This window comes from Crossiella sp. CA-258035, from assembly GCF_030064675.1.
In the GTDB taxonomy this organism is placed as follows: domain Bacteria; phylum Actinomycetota; class Actinomycetes; order Mycobacteriales; family Pseudonocardiaceae; genus Crossiella.
In genome coordinates this window covers 3426343-3440451 of sequence record NZ_CP116413.1, presented here as the reverse complement: position 1 = coordinate 3440451, position 14109 = coordinate 3426343, and the positions used below count along the sequence as shown (strand labels likewise).

Annotated in this window: 10 protein-coding genes; 7 read left to right on the top strand and 3 right to left on the bottom strand. The window is 72.6% G+C overall.

All coding sequences use genetic code 11. From position 1 onward, the window contains the following. The first annotated feature begins 50 nt into the window (after positions 1–50). Positions 51–590 (top strand): MarR family winged helix-turn-helix transcriptional regulator, encoded by a 540-nt coding sequence (locus tag N8J89_RS15855; RefSeq protein ID WP_283665113.1) that lies wholly within the window; start codon positions 51–53, stop codon positions 588–590. Here N8J89_RS15855 and N8J89_RS15850 read toward each other — a convergent pair. Beyond that, positions 575–1090: a GNAT family N-acetyltransferase gene (locus N8J89_RS15850; protein ID WP_283665112.1), complete on the bottom strand. Its 516-nt coding sequence runs from the start codon at positions 1088–1090 to the stop codon at positions 575–577. The genes N8J89_RS15855 and N8J89_RS15850 overlap by 16 nt on opposite strands. A gap of 151 nt (positions 1091–1241) precedes the next feature. Between N8J89_RS15850 and N8J89_RS15845 the strand changes: the two genes are divergently transcribed. Genes N8J89_RS15845 through N8J89_RS15835 form a run of 3 tightly spaced genes read left to right on the top strand, consistent with a single transcriptional unit; the run spans position 1242 to position 4143 of the window. Beyond that, positions 1242–1868 (top strand): TetR/AcrR family transcriptional regulator, encoded by a 627-nt coding sequence (locus N8J89_RS15845; protein ID WP_283665111.1) that lies wholly within the window; start codon positions 1242–1244, stop codon positions 1866–1868. Then, positions 1868–3379 carry an FAD-dependent monooxygenase gene (locus N8J89_RS15840; RefSeq protein ID WP_283665110.1) on the top strand — a complete coding sequence of 504 codons (1512 nt, stop codon included), beginning with the start codon at positions 1868–1870 and terminating at the stop codon, positions 3377–3379. Before N8J89_RS15845 ends, N8J89_RS15840 begins: the two co-directional genes overlap by 1 nt. Continuing rightward, positions 3376–4143, top strand: coding sequence for a serine hydrolase domain-containing protein (locus tag N8J89_RS15835; RefSeq protein WP_283665109.1), 768 nt, complete (start codon positions 3376–3378; stop codon positions 4141–4143). The genes N8J89_RS15840 and N8J89_RS15835 overlap by 4 nt, the downstream gene beginning before the upstream one ends. Before the next feature lie 36 nt (positions 4144–4179). Here N8J89_RS15835 and N8J89_RS15830 read toward each other — a convergent pair whose 3' ends face one another. Together N8J89_RS15830 and N8J89_RS15825 are read right to left on the bottom strand one after the other, a co-directional pair. Next, positions 4180–8022 carry an nSTAND1 domain-containing NTPase gene (locus tag N8J89_RS15830; protein ID WP_283665108.1) on the bottom strand — a complete coding sequence of 1281 codons (3843 nt, stop codon included), beginning with the start codon at positions 8020–8022 and terminating at the stop codon, positions 4180–4182. 343 nt (positions 8023–8365) lie between these two features. Further along, positions 8366–10552 (bottom strand): glycoside hydrolase family 9 protein, encoded by a 2187-nt coding sequence (locus tag N8J89_RS15825; RefSeq protein WP_283665107.1) that lies wholly within the window; start codon positions 10550–10552, stop codon positions 8366–8368. A 209-nt stretch (positions 10553–10761) separates the two neighbouring features. Here N8J89_RS15825 and N8J89_RS15820 point away from each other — a divergent pair, with 209 nt between their 5' ends. From N8J89_RS15820 to N8J89_RS15810, 3 genes are all read left to right on the top strand, one after another. Further along, on the top strand, positions 10762–11763 hold the full coding sequence (locus tag N8J89_RS15820) for a LacI family DNA-binding transcriptional regulator (RefSeq protein WP_283665106.1): 1002 nt from the start codon (positions 10762–10764) through the stop codon (positions 11761–11763). 107 nt (positions 11764–11870) lie between these two features. Further along, positions 11871–13337, top strand: a complete 1467-nt coding sequence (locus tag N8J89_RS15815; protein ID WP_283665105.1) for an ABC transporter substrate-binding protein/permease — start codon at positions 11871–11873, stop codon at positions 13335–13337. Beyond that, positions 13334–14101: an amino acid ABC transporter ATP-binding protein gene (locus tag N8J89_RS15810; protein WP_283665104.1), complete on the top strand. Its 768-nt coding sequence runs from the start codon at positions 13334–13336 to the stop codon at positions 14099–14101. Before N8J89_RS15815 ends, N8J89_RS15810 begins: the two co-directional genes overlap by 4 nt. Positions 14102–14109: the final 8 nt, after the last annotated feature.

Below are 14109 nucleotides of genomic sequence, written 5' to 3'. Positions count from 1 at the left end.
TATATTTAGCTCTAAACGTTTAGCGCTGAACGTAGCAAGGGACGGTGCACGTGTCCAACGAGACCGAGAGTTACCCGCTGGGCTCGAACTCCCGGTGGCCCGCGGCCGACATCGCCGCGGCCTGGCAGCGCGAGCTGCCGGGGGTGCGCACCGAGTCCATCGAGATCATCACGCCGGTCTGGCGGATCGCCAAGATCCTGGCCGATGACCGGCGGCGGACCCTGGCCGCGCTCGGCATCGATCCGTCCACTTTGGACCTGCTCAGCGTGATCCGGCGGGCCGGTCCGCCGTATGAGCTGACCACCAAGGAGATCACCCGCCGGACGCTGATCACCGCGGGCGCGGTCTCCCAGCGGGTGGCCCGCGCCGAGCAGGCCGGTCTGGTGGCCAGGTCACCGTCCACTGCCTCGCACCGCGCGGTCGCGGTCCGGCTCACCGAGGCCGGGCACAACCTGGTGGAAACCACTGTGCGCCAACTGCTCGAGCACGAGGCGGAGCTGATCGGCACGCTCACCGGCGCCGAGCGCGCGACGCTGACCGGCATCCTCGCTCGGCTGGAGCAGACCCTGGCGGATCAGTCCGAGCGGTGACGCCAGACCTCCAGGAACGCGACCTCGCCACCGCGTTCCAGCCGTTCGGGCTCGCCTTCCACGAGCTGGTACCCGGCGGCGCGGGCGACGCCCTGACTGGGCGCGTTGTCGGTGCGGATGCGCAGGCGCAGCTCCGGCAGGCCCAGGGTGTGGTGGCCGAACTCGGTGAGCAGCCGGGTGGTGCGCACGGCCAGGCCCTGACCGCGGTGCGCGCGGCCGATGACGTACCCGGCCTCGGCCCGGGCCGGGGCCAGGAAGGCCAAGCCGAGCGGGGTCTCGCCGTCGGTGGTGATGGCCAGGTGCAGGCGGCCGTCCTCGGCGCGGGTGCGGCGGATCATCGCCAGGTACGCCACCGGGTCGAACGGGAACGGCACCGGGGTGTTCCGCGCGACCTCGGGGCTGTCCAGCACGTCGATCATGGCCTGGTGGTCGGTGTCCGCCCACTCGCGCAGGACCAGGCCGTGGCCGGTCAGTCGCAGGGGCAGGGCCAGCTGGTCCACGGGTGCTCCTTCACAGATCGCGGGGCCGGGGGGCCGCGGTGCCGACGCTACGGGAGGGCGGGAACGGTCCGCGAGCGAGTTCCGACTGCCACAGTGATCTTGCCGTGACGGCAACTTTGCCTTTTTGGCAAGCTTTGCTAGCGTGGCTGCCATGGATGACCTGGGGTTGCGCGAGCGGAAGAAGCGGCAGACCCGGCTCGCGCTGAGCCAGGCCGCGATCCGGCTGACCGTGGCGCGGGGCTGGGAGTCGGTGACCATCGAGGACATCGCCGCGGAGGCGGACGTCTCGGTGCGCACCTTCCGCAACTACTTCGGCGGCAAGGCCGAGGCGGTCGCGGCCAGCCAGCTGGACCGCGGCCTGCGGATCGCGGCCGAGCTGCGCGAACGACCGGCGGCGGAACCGCTGTGGACCGCGCTGACCGAGGTGGTGCGCGCCCAGTACGCCACCCCGCCGGTGGCCGGACCGGAACCGGAACGGGACGAGCGCTGGCTGAGTGGGTTGCGCGCGGTGCTGGCGGTGCCCGCGGTGCAGGCCGAGGTGCAGCGGGCGAACCTGCTGGCCCAGGAGGAACTGGCCGCGGCGATCGCCGAACGGGCCGGGCTCGGGGCGGAGGAGGTGTACCCGCGGCTGGTCGCGGCCGTGGTCGGCGCGGGCAGCTCGGTGGCGGTGGCCCAGTGGCTGCGCGCCGATCCGCTCGGCTCGGTGGTCCCGGTGCTGGACGAGGTGTTCGACCACATCCGGGCCGGGTTGCCCGTGCCCGCCAAGGGGGATGCGTGATGACGGTGGACGTGGTGATCGCCGGGGGCGGCCCGAACGGGCTGATGCTGGCCGCCGAGCTGGGCCTGGCCGGGATCCGGTCGGTGGTGCTGGAGAGCCTGCCCGAACCCAGCCAGGAACCCAAGGCCAACGGACTGCTCGGTCAGGTGGTCCGGCTGGTGGACCACCGGGGGCTGCACGAGCCGCTGACCGGCAGCCCGGAACCACCGCGCCCCAACAACGGCTACTTCATGTTCGCCGCCCTGCCCCTCGACCTCAGCGGCCTGTCCCCCAGCCCGGTGCACAACCTGCCCGCGCCACAGCAGAAGATCGTCGGCGTGCTGACCGACCGGGCGGCGGAGCTGGGCGCGGAGATCCGCTGGGGGCACCGGATCACCGGCCTGACCCAGGACGAGGACGGCGTCACCGTCGAGGTCGACGGACCGGAGGGCGGCTACCAGCTCACCGCCCGCTACCTGGTCGGCGCGGACGGCGCGCACAGCGTCGTGCGCAAGCTGCTCGGCATCGGCTTCCCCGGCCTCGCGCAGGACCGCGCCACCAGCAGGACCGCCCACGCCGAGGTGCCCGCGGACTGGGTCGATGCGGCCACCGGCGCCCTGCACGTGCCCGGATTTGGCGTGGTGCGGCCGTTCCTGCCGGTGCGCACCGAACACGGCGGCTTCTCCTACGCCCCACTGCCCGGTCAGCCCGCGATCGTCAGCACCGCCGAATGGGACCAGCCGCCTGCCGAGGACCCGATGACCCTGGCCGAGCTCCAGGCCAGCGCCCGCCGAGTGCTCGGCGCGGACCTGCCACTGCGCCCGGCCCCCGGCGGCACCCTGCTGCGCAGGCTCCCCGGCAGCCACACCCGGGTCGCCGACCGGTACCGGCAGGGCCGGGTGTTCCTGGTCGGCGACGCCGCGCACGTCTTCGCCGCGGGCGGGCAGGGCCTCAACATCGGCCTGACCGACGCGGTGAACCTGGGCTGGAAGCTCGCCGCCGCACTGCGCGGCCAGGCCCCGCCCGGCCTGCTGGACAGCTACGAGTCCGAACGCCGCCCGGCCGCCCTCCGGGTGAGCCTGCTGTCCCAGGCCCAGTCCGCGCTGCTGGCCCCCGGCGCGGAGGTCACCGCGCTGCGCGAGCTGTTCGGCGAACTGCTCGGCCACCCGAGCACCGTGCGCCACCTGGCCGAGCTGATCGCGGGCTCGGACATCCGTTACGACACCGGCGATACCCATCCGCTGTCCGGCCGTTTTGTCCCCGACCTGGACCTCGACGGCCCTCGCGTGGCCGAACTGGCCAGGACCGGACGGCCCCTGCTGCTGAACCTCACCGGCGACGAGGACCCAGCGCTCATTCCACAGTGGACAGACCGGGTGGACGTCATCACCGCCCGCTGCCCGAACGCGCCGGCCGCCCTGCTCATCCGCCCGGACGGCTACGTCGCCTGGGCCGCCGACGAGCTGGATCCCGTTGCCCGCCAAGCACTCTCGGCCGCCCTCACCCGCTGGGTCGGCGAGGCCCGCCGGTGACCACCCGCCGACTCGCGCTGATCGCGGCCACCCTGCTCGCCGTGTCCGCCTGCGCCCAGCCACCGCTACCCGCCCCGCCGACGGTGCACCCTCTGCAACAGCAGCTCGACACGGCCGTCCGGGAAGGCATCCCCGGTGTCCAGGTGGTGATCACCGATCTTGATCGCAGTCCCCGGGTCCTGCGCGCGGGCACCGGCGATCCGGCCTTCGGCGAGCCGGTGCCGGACAACGCGCGGGTGCCCATCGGCGGCAGCAGCGAGACGTTCACCGCCACCGTGGTCATGCAGCTGGTGCACGAGGGCCGGGTCCGGCTGGACCAGCGCGTCGAGAACGGGGCCACGGTCCGCGAGCTGCTCCAGCGTCCCGGCGGGTCCGCTGAGCTCGGCAAGCTCGTCGAGCGCGTCACCGACCGGTCGATGGGGACGGAGATCGCCAACCGGATCGGCTACCGGCTCGGCCTCTCCGGCACCGACTTCCCGGTGACCACCGCCGTCGACCTGAACAAGTTCTGGACCGCCCTGCTGCACGGCAACCTGCTGCCACCGCAACGACTTGCCGAGATGAAGCGCGACGGCCTCGGTCTGCGCCGCCCGCCGAACACCTGCGGCCGCGAGGTCTGGGGCCACCGGGGCACGGCACCCGACTTCACCGCCGGAGGCGTGACCGCCGGGGGCCGGGCCGTGACGATCACCTTCCACCACCTGGGCGACCGCGCGGAGACGGCGACGGCGAGGATCGTGGACGCGGCCTGGTGCGCGAACTGAGTGGCCCGCGCACTGGGGCGGTACCGCGCCGCCCCGTCAGCAGGTGTTCTGTCTGGGCACCCCCGGCAGGTGCCGCTGCCACTGCTCCTCCGTCAACTGCCCGGTCGCCGAGCAGATCCGCTCCACCGCCTGCCCGATGTCCAGGTTCAGCACCCTGGCGGTGTTCGTGCCGTCGCTGACGATCAGGCTGCGGCCGTCCGGCCGGAAGTGCAGGCCGACACCCACGTTGTGCACGGTGCCGATCGGGCCGCCGATGGGGCTGGGGCGGGCCGGGTCCCGTACCCGCCACAGCCGGATCGAGCGGTCGCTGCTGGCGGTGGCCAGGGTGGCGCCGTCGGTGGAGAAGGCCAGGCCGGTGACCGGTTTGGTGTGGCCGGCCAGGGTGCCGAGGGGTTGGGGCTTCGCCGGGTCGGTGACCTGCCAGAGGTTGATGGTCTCGGCCCGGTGTGACACGGCCAGGGTGCGGCCGTCGGGGGTGAAGGCCAGCCGGTCGACCTGGCCCGGTGCGGTCAACGCCCCGCGCGGCACCGGGTTCCGCGGGTCGGTGACGTCCCACAGGCGGACGGTCTTGTCGTAGCTGGCGGTGGCCAGCAGCCGGCCGTCCGGTCGGTAGGTCAGGGTGGTGACCTCGGCGGTGTGGCCGGTCAGCTCGCCCAGCGGCCGGGGCTCGCGCGGGTTGCTGATGTCCCACAGCCTGCTGGCCAGCTCGTTGTCGTTCACCGCGAGGGTGCGGCCGTCCGGGCTCAGCGCGAGCGGGACGGTGAACCGGGTGGGCACGCTGAACTTGCTCAGCAGCACCGGTTTCTCCGGGTCGCGCACGTCGAACAGCCGCACCAGGGAGGTGTTGCTGAGCACCGCGAGCAGGGTGCCGTCCGCGCTGAGCCGGGTCTGCGTCGAGCACTCGGTGCACACCCTCGGCTCGTTGATCACGGGCAGCTCGTGCAGCAGCCGGACCGGGGCGCCGTCCACCGCGGACCACAGGATGATCTTCTGGTCCTTGCCGCCGGTGACGGTGAGCCGTCCGTCCGCGCTGACGGTGACCGAGTCGATCCGGTCGTGGTGGCCCAGCAGCAGCGCCGAGGGCAGGTTCCACAGCCGCACCACGCCGTCGGCCGAGCCGGTGGCCAGCGTGCGGCCGTCCGGGCTGAAGCCGACCCCGTACAGCCCGCTGCCGCTGCCGGACAGCGGCGGGCCCAGCTTGGTCACCGCGGACCCGTTGACCGTGTTCCACAGCTGCGCCACCCCGTCCGCGCCGACCGTGGCCAGGATCGAGCCGTTGTGGTTGAAGGTCAGCTTCCACACCGGCCCGACGTGCCCGGTGAGCTGGCGGCCCAGCGGGTTGCCGTCCTCGGCTCGCCACATCCGCACGGTGGCGTCCCGGCTGCTCGCCGCGATGGTCTTGCCGTCGGGGCTGAACACCACCGCGTAGACGCTCTCGGTGGCGCCGCTGAGGTCGCGCAGCGGCCGGAACCCGGTGCCGGTGACCTGCCACAGCCGCACCAGGCCGTCGTCACCGCCGGTGGCCAGGGTCTTGCCGTCCGGGCTGAACGCCAGCGCCCACACCTCGCCGATGGTCCCGGCCATGTTCCGGCCCAGCGACACCGGCTTGGCCAGATCGCTGAGGTCCCACAGCCGCAGCGCCCGGTTGGCGTGCGCCACCGCCAGCCGCTGGGTGCCGGGCTGGAAGGCGATCAGGTTGACCTGGCTGTCCTCGCTGGCCAGCTCGGCCGGCAACGGCTTGGGCTTGGCGGGATCGGTGATGTCCCACAGGAAGACCTTGCCCTGCTTGCCCGCCGCGACCAGCAGCGTGTCGGCGCGGCCGAAGGTGACCGTGCTCAGCCAGCCGCCGCCGGGGCGCAGCGGCTCGCCGAGGGGCTTGGCGTTGGCCGGGTCGCGCACGTCCCACAGCCGGACGGTGCCGTCGTCGCCGGTGGTGGCCAGCAGCTTCTGGTTGGCCGAGAAGTCGGTCTGGTAGACCTCGTTGGTGTGGCCGGGCAGCAGGTCGGCCAGCGGCGCGCCCCTGGTGCTGAGCAGCCGGGTGTGCACGGTCTCATCCGCCGGGCGCATCCGGTGCGCGGCCAGGGTGAGCTGGGCGGAGAGCGTCGGATCGCTCTCGGCCAGCCGGTCGGCCTCGGCCAGCACCTGCCGGAAGGTCGCGTCGTCACGCTGCTGCTCCGCGGTGGCCTGCTGGTCCAGGGCCAGCAACGCGGTGGCCGAGGCCAGCAGCGCGAACACCACCACCGCGGCCACCAGCTGCCGCAGCCGCCTGGTCCGCCGCCGCTGCCCGGCCGCCTCGTCCTCGCGCGCCTGTTCGGCCGCGCGCAGGAAGTCCCGTTCCCGCGCGGACATCGACTCGGCGTTGTGCACCGCCCACACGCTGGCCTCGGCCAGCCGGACCCCTCGGTAGAGCGCGGCCGGGTCGCGGTCCAGTGACTCCCAGGTGTCGGTGGCCTCGGTGAGCAGCCGGTGCACGCGCAGGCCCTCGCGGTCGGCGGCCAGCCACTCGTGCAGCCGGGGCCAGCAGCGGATCAGCGCCTCGTGGCTGATCTCCAGGCCGTCCTGGTCCGCGGTGACCAGCCGGGCCCCGACCAGGCGGTCGACCACGTGCGCGGTGTCCGGGTGCTCATCCAGCTCCCGGTGGTAGACCCGGCGCTTGGTGTCCTCGGTGCCCTCGCCGAGCGCGGTCAGCCGCAGGAACAGGTGCCGGGCCACGGTCTGCTGGGCGGCGTCGAACTCGGCGTAGGTGCCCTCGGCGGTGCGCGCGATGGCGTGCGCGATGCCGCCCGCGGCCTGGTAGCCGGTGGAGGTCAGCGTGGTGCCCTTGCGCCGCCGCCAGGTCTCCAGCAGGGCGTGCGAGACCAGCGGCAGCACGCCCGGCTCGCCCGCCGTCTCCGCCATCACGGTGGCCACCAGCGCGTTCTCCAGCCGGTAGCCGCGGTCCAGGGCGGGCCGGGTGATCGCCTCGCGCAGCTGCTCGGTGGTCATCGGCCCGAGCAGCACCTGCCCGTCCTGCATGGCGGCGACCAGGTCGGCGTGCGCGGCGCAATGGGTGTAGAAGTCGGTGCGCACGCCGAGCACCACCCGGATCCGGCTGGTCGGCGCGGCGGTGGCGTAGAGCAGCATGGCCAGGAAGCGTTCGCGTTCGGCCGGGTCGGCGCAGAGGGTGAAGACCTCCTCGAACTGGTCCACCACCAGCAGCAGCTCGGCGTCCGGCCGGTCGGCGAGGGCCTGGCGGACCCGCAGGTGCAGGTGCTCGGGCCCCTCGGCGAGCTCCGCGCCCAGCACCGCGGCGGACTCGCCGGTGAGCGCGGCCAGCTGCACCGCGCACTCCTCCACCGGCTGCCTGCCGGGAGTCATCAGCAGCACCGGCGGCGGGTGCTCCGCCTTGCGCACGGTGGCGATCAGCCCGGCCCGCAACAGCGAGGACTTGCCCGCCCCCGAGGCGCCGAACACGGCCAGGAACCGCCGCTGGGCCAGGCGGCCGATCAGCTCCCGCACGGTGTCGGCGCGGCCGAAGAACCGGTCCGCGTCATCGGTCTGGAAGGCGGCCAGCCCGACGTAGGGCGCGTCGGACTCCTGGACCGCGGGCTGGTCCCGCGGGCTGGGCGGCTGGGCGAGCTCGGCGGCCACGGAGTGCCAGCGGCTCTCCCATTCACCGGCGTCACCGGAGCAGGCCCGGACAAAGGCGAGGGTGGCGGCCAGGCTCGGCAGGCGCTTGCCACCGGCGGCATCGGCGAGTGTGGTCGCCGAGTAGTGCGAGCGCCTGGCCAGCTCCCGGTAGGTCGGGCCGCCCGCGGCCGCGCGCAGGGCTCGAAGATCACGGGCGAAGCTGGTCAGGGCGTCATCGCCCGGTCCAAGCGGTTGTTCGGTGCGTGGCATCCCAGTCCCCAGCGTGCAGCGGGGTTGTCCGGATCATGTTGTACGACCCCCGTCGGCGCGACACCGGACAACCTGAAGGCATTAGACATCAGCCTGTCGCTCCCGGTGCCGGGTCGCGACAACTCACAGAACACGCGCCGGCCGGAGGGGCAGGAGGCTGTCAGTTCCGGGCGGGCTTGGCAGCCGACCAGGGCCGGCCGGCGCGTGTTGGGGCCGGTGCCGCGCCGAACGGCTGGGGGTTGTTCGGCGCGGCGTCCCACCTCAGGCGCCGTCGATCAAGCGGATCGCCAGCGCGGGGCTGAACTTGGCTGGGTAATCCAGCGCGGCAACCACCACAGCGGGGTCAGCGGGTGTCGGCGAAGGCCGTCACCCAGGCGAGGGCGGAGTTCCAGTTGATGGCCACCTCGTTGGTGGAGTAGGAGCCGATGTCGTCGAGGTAGCACTTGGCCGGGGCGCAGCCGGGCAGGTTCTGTTGCGCCGCCGGGTCCTCCAGGCTGGGGTTGGGGCCACCGGCCAGCGAGCCGGGCGGCGGGTTGGGCAGCGTGGGGTCGAGCTGGTTGGCCCAGTGCCGGTGGTGCTGGTTGCGGCTGTCCCGCTCGCCGTAGCCGGTGACGAAGGACTGGTTGAGCGCGTTGCGGCCCAGCAGGTAGTCCAGGGACGCCAGCACCGCGTCCCGGTAGCGGGCCTCGCCGGTCAGGTCGAAGGCGGTGGCGATGATCACCGCGTTGTTGGCGGTGGAGCTGGTGGAGCCCCACACGTACTCGCCGGTGTTGGGGTAGCCCTGCGCGCCCTGGGCCCGCACGAAGCCATCGGCCACCGACCGGAGGCGTTGGCGGGCGGCCGCCACGCGGTCGAGGGGAAAGCGCAGCGGGTGGCGCACGATGGTCAGGTCGGTCAGGGCCGCGGTGTCCCGCCAGGAGAACCCGGCCGGGGTGAGCGTGCTGCCGATGTGCCGCAGGTAGCCGGGATCGCCGGTGGTGGCGTGCAGCTCGGCCGCGGCCCAGGAGAACTCGTCGGCGACCTGGTTGTCCTCGTAGGGACCGCCGCCGACGCTCTCCTTCGGCGCGAACCGGTCCGGGTGGGCGCGGGCGGCCCGCCAGGCGGTGTCCGCGGCGTTGCGGCAGCGCTGGGCGAAGGCCTGGTCCCAGGTCGTCCAGATCCGGGCGCAGCGGGCGGCGGCCGCGGCCAGGTTCAGGGTGGCGGCGGTGGACGGCGGGTGCAGGTAGCGCGGCTGCGGGTCCAGGTGCGGCAGCATCGGGTGCCCGGTCCAGGCCAGGTCGTGGATCTTGTGGTGCGCCATGCCCGCGAGGGGTTTGCCCGCGGGCACCTGCGTGCGCAGCAGGAACTCCAGCTGCCAGCGGGCCTCGTCGAGCACGTCCGGCACACCGTTGCGCTGCTCGGGAATGCGCAGCAGGCCATCGCGCAGACCGGTGGCGTCCCCGCGGGCACGGGAGCGTTCGTAGAGGTCCAGCAGCTGCCAGGCGGCCAGCGCGCCGTTGACCACGTACTTGCCGTGGTCGCCCGCGTCGTACCAGCCGCCGCGCACGTCCAGGGTGTAGTCGCAGGTGCCGGGCAGGCAGGGCACCGCGGTGTCGCCCCGGTTCGGCGCGATGTCCAGGTGCCCGGCCGGTCGGGCGTGCGCCGCGCCCACGTGGGCGGCCTCGATCGGGATGCCGCTGCGGTTGTGGAAGAAGTAGTGCAGCGCGTCCCGGCGCAGGTTCTCATACGGCCGGGCCAGCAGGTCGAAGGGCAGGCTGACCTGGCCCCCCACCGCCAGGGTGTAGCCGGTGCCCAGGGTGCGCAGCGCGGAGAAGTCGGCCAGGTGCACGTGGTCGCGGGAGGCGGCGTCCTGGCCGTGCACCCTGGTCTGGCCGCTGGCCACCACCGCGCCGGCGGCATCGCGGACCTGCCAGGGTTTGGGCTGCGTCGCACTGTCCACAATGGATGCTTGTTTGCGGCCGCCGGCCGGGTAGCCGTGCTGGTTGACCCGGACCGCGGAGCCGTAGTGCCAGCCGCCGCCGGGCGGGATCACCCCGCCGGTGAGTGAGATGTCGTCCAGGCACAGGACGTAGGGCGCGGTGGCGCCTCCGGCCTGGAAGGAGACCTGGGCGTGCCGGCTGGCCACTGTGGACAGTCCGGTGAACTCGAAGGTCCTCGGTGTCTCGGTCAGGGTGACCTGTTGGTTGAGCGTGCTGGTGCCCGGTGGCGGGATCAGTCGCAGGCTGACCCGGATGGCCGCCTTGCCGCTGGCGGTGAAGCGCAGGGTGTAGGGCTGCCCGGCCTCCACCGGGATGTCGTTCTGGCCGATCATGGCGTCCCACGGGTTGGTCGTGCCCGCGGGGATGTCGGCGCAGAGCCGCCCGGCCTCGACCCTGGCTGGCGTGTTCGCGCTGCTCCACCACGAGGTCTTGCCCTGGTCGAAGCCGCCGTTGAGCACACGCTGGTAGGGCTGGGCGTGCGCGGGCGGGGCCAGACCGGTCAGCAGCACGGGCAGCAGCAGCACGGTGGCGAGCCTGCGGGTGATGGGCATGCCGGGGACCTCTCGGGGGACGGGCACGCCACGGCGTCAGTGCCGAATGGTGAGCCCTGGCGAGGCGGACTGTCAACGGCTACAGTGGCTGTAAGCGCTTCCAATTCCATCCCTGCCCACCGGCTCCAGCCACGGCGTCACCGCAGTTGGAAGGTGTGCGACCCTGCTGTCATCGCTTCCGTTATCACCAGCTTGATAGGCTCGGGACCATGATCGGTCGGCCACCCACCCTTGACGAGGTGGCCCAGCGCGCGGGCGTGTCCACCGGCACGGTGTCCCGGGTGCTGAACAACGCCCAGCACGTCAGCCAGCGGGCGCGGCAGGCGGTCGAACGGGCGGTCGAGGAGCTCGGCTACGTGCCCAACACCGCGGCCCGCTCGCTGGCGGCGCGGCGGCGGGGCGCGGTGGTGCTGGCCATCTCCAGCGAGGACCCCGCCCTGTTCGCGAACCTGTTCTTCGCCGAGGTGATCACCGGTGTGAACGCGGTGATCGAGGAGACCGACCTGCAACTGCTGCTGGTCCTGGCCGCCTCCCAGCGCGGCCAGGACCGCTTCGGCCGCGTGCTGGCCTCCCGCGCCACCGACGGTGTGCTGCTGCTGGCCCTGCGCGAGCGGGACCCGCTGGCCAGGCTGGCCGCCGACAGCGGCCTGCCGGTGGTCTTCGGCGGCCAGCCGCTGGGCCACACCCCCCGGTTCTACGTGGACGCGGACAACCGCGGCGGCGCCCGGCTGGCCGCCGAACACCTGATCTCCCTTGGCCGCACCAGGATCGCCACCATCACCGCGGGCACCGACCAGCAGGCCGCCCAGGCCCGCCACCTCGGCTTCCGCGAGGCCCTCGCGCTGGCCGGACTACCGGCCGACCGGTTGGCGCACGGTGACTTCACCGAGGCCGGTGGCGCCGCCGCGATGGCCGCGCTGCTGGCCGGGCACCCGGACCTGGACGCGGTGTTCGTTGCCTCGGACGAGATGGCCGCGGGCGCGCTGACCGTGTTGCGCGAGCACGGCCGCCGGGTGCCCGAGGACGTGGCGGTGGTGGGGTTCAACGACATCGTCACCGCCCAGCACACCCAACCGGCGCTGACCACGGTGCGCCAGCCGATCGAGGCGCTGGGCCGGGAGATGACCAGGATGCTGATCAGGTTGATGAACGGCGAGGAACCGACCTCGCTGATCCTGCCCACCGAGCTCATCCGCCGCGCCTCGGCCTAGACCGCCATCCCGCATAGTGGATCACCAAGCACCGCAACCCGGATCGCACTAGTCTCCCGCCACGGTGCCAGGTTTCCTGGCGCCTGCCGAGGTCGAGGGAGTCGCTGATGCGACACGTGCTCAGGGGCACGGTGCTGTTGCTGCTGTTGCTGGTCGTCACGGCGGTGCCGGTGAGCGCGGCGACCGCGCAGCCGGTGGTCCGGGTGGGCACCGAGGGGACCTATCCGCCGTTCTCCTTCCACGATCCGCGCTCGCAGCAGCTCACCGGCTACGACATCGAGGTGGTCAAGGCCATCGCGGACCGGGCGGGCTGGCGGCTGGAGTTCGTGGAGACCCAGTGGGACGCGATCTTCCCGGCGCTGGACGCGCGGCGGATCGACCTGATCGCCAACCAGGTCTCGGCGAACGAGGAGCGCAAGGCCAAGTACGGGCTCTCGGCCACCTACGCCTTCTCCCACGGCGTGATCGTCCGCCGCACCGGCGACACCAGCATCAACTCACTCGCCGACCTCAAAGGGCGCACCACCGCGCAGTCCAGCACCAGCAACTGGGCCAAGGTGGCCCGCGAGGCCGGCGCGAAGGTCGAGGCAGTGGAAGGATTCGCGCAGGCGGCGGCGTTGCTGGCGCAGGGCCGGGTGGACGCGATCGTCAACGACAACATCGCCGTGCTCGACTACCTGGCCAGCACCGGCTCCACCGCGGTGGAGATCGCCGGGAAGGCCGGGGACAAGACCAGCGAGCAGGTGCTGACCTTCCGCAAGGACGAGCAGTCGTTGCTTTCCCAGGCAGACCAGGCGATCGCCGCGCTCAAGGCCGACGGCACCCTCGGCGGCATCTCGCGGAAGTACTTCAAGTCCGACGTCTCGGTGCCCGACGGCGGCAGCGCCGACCTCTCCCAGGGACGCGGGCACCGCAGCACCTGGGAGGTGGTGGCCAGCACCGCGTGGCCGATGTTCGTCGGGCTGGTCGAGGTGACGATTCCGTTGACCGCGTTGAGCTTCGCCATCGGGCTGGTGCTCGCGCTGCTGGTCGCGCTGGCCCGGATCTCGCCCTACCGGGTGCTGGCCGGGCTGGCCAGGGCGTTCATCTCGATCATCCGCGGCACCCCGCTGCTGTTGCAGCTGTTCATCGTCTTCTACGGACTGCCGCAGCTCGGGCTGAAGTTCCCGCCGTTCACCGCGGCGGTGATCGCCTTCAGCCTCAACGTGGCCGGGTACGCCGCGGAGGTCATCCGCTCGGCGATCCTGTCGGTGCCCAAGGGCCAGTTCGAGGCGGCGGCCACCATCGGGCTGGGTTATTCCCTTACCCTGCGCCGGATCGTGCTGCCGCAGGCGGCCAGGACCGCGGTGCCGCCGCTGTCCAACACCCTGCTCTCCCTGGTCAAGGACACCTCGCTGGGCTCGGTGGTGCTGCTGACCGAGCTGTTCCGCCAGTCCCAGCTCGCCGCGGCCGAGAGCAACGAGTTCCTCGCCCTGTACTCCTTCGCCGGGCTGTACTACTGGCTGATCTGCGTCGGGCTCTCCGCCGCGCAGAAACGACTGGAGATCCGACTGAACAGGTACGTGGCCGCATGACTGACATCCGCATCCAGGTGCGCGGGCTGGCGAAGTCCTTCGGGGACAACGAAGTCCTGCGCGACATCGACTTCGAGTCCGCGCGCGGCACCTCCACCGTCCTGTTGGGACCGTCCGGCTCGGGCAAGACCACCCTGCTGCGCTCGCTCAACGCGCTGGAGGTCCCCGAACGCGGTGTGGTCCGCATCGACGAGGTGGAAGTTGACTTCGCCAAGCTGCCCAAGGGCAAGGCCGGGCGCAAGGAGGGCAGCAGGCTGCGCGCGCAGAGCGGGATGGTGTTCCAGGCGCACAACCTGTTCCCGCACCGCACGGTCCTGCAGAACATCATCGAGGGCCCGGTGGTCGCGCAACGGCGTCCGCGCGAGGAAGCCGAGGCCGAGGCGAAGGTGTTGCTGGACCAGGTGGGTCTGGGCGATCGCGCGGAGGCCTACCCGTTCCAGCTCTCCGGCGGGCAGCAACAGCGGGTCGGCATCGCGCGGGCGCTGGCGCTCAGGCCGAAGGTGGTGCTCTTCGACGAGCCGACCTCGGCGCTGGACCCGGAGCTGGTCGGCGAGGTGCTGGCGGTGATCAAGGACCTGGCCACGGACGGCTGGACCATGGTCGTCGTCACACACGAGATCCGCTTCGCCGAACAGGTGGCCGACCAGGTCCTGTTCCTCGACGGCGGCGTGATCGTCGAGCGCGGCCCCAGCGCCCAGGTGATCGGAGATCCGCGAGAGGAGCGCACCCGGCGCTTCCTCAAGCGGATCCTCGATCCCGGCTGAGCGGCGGC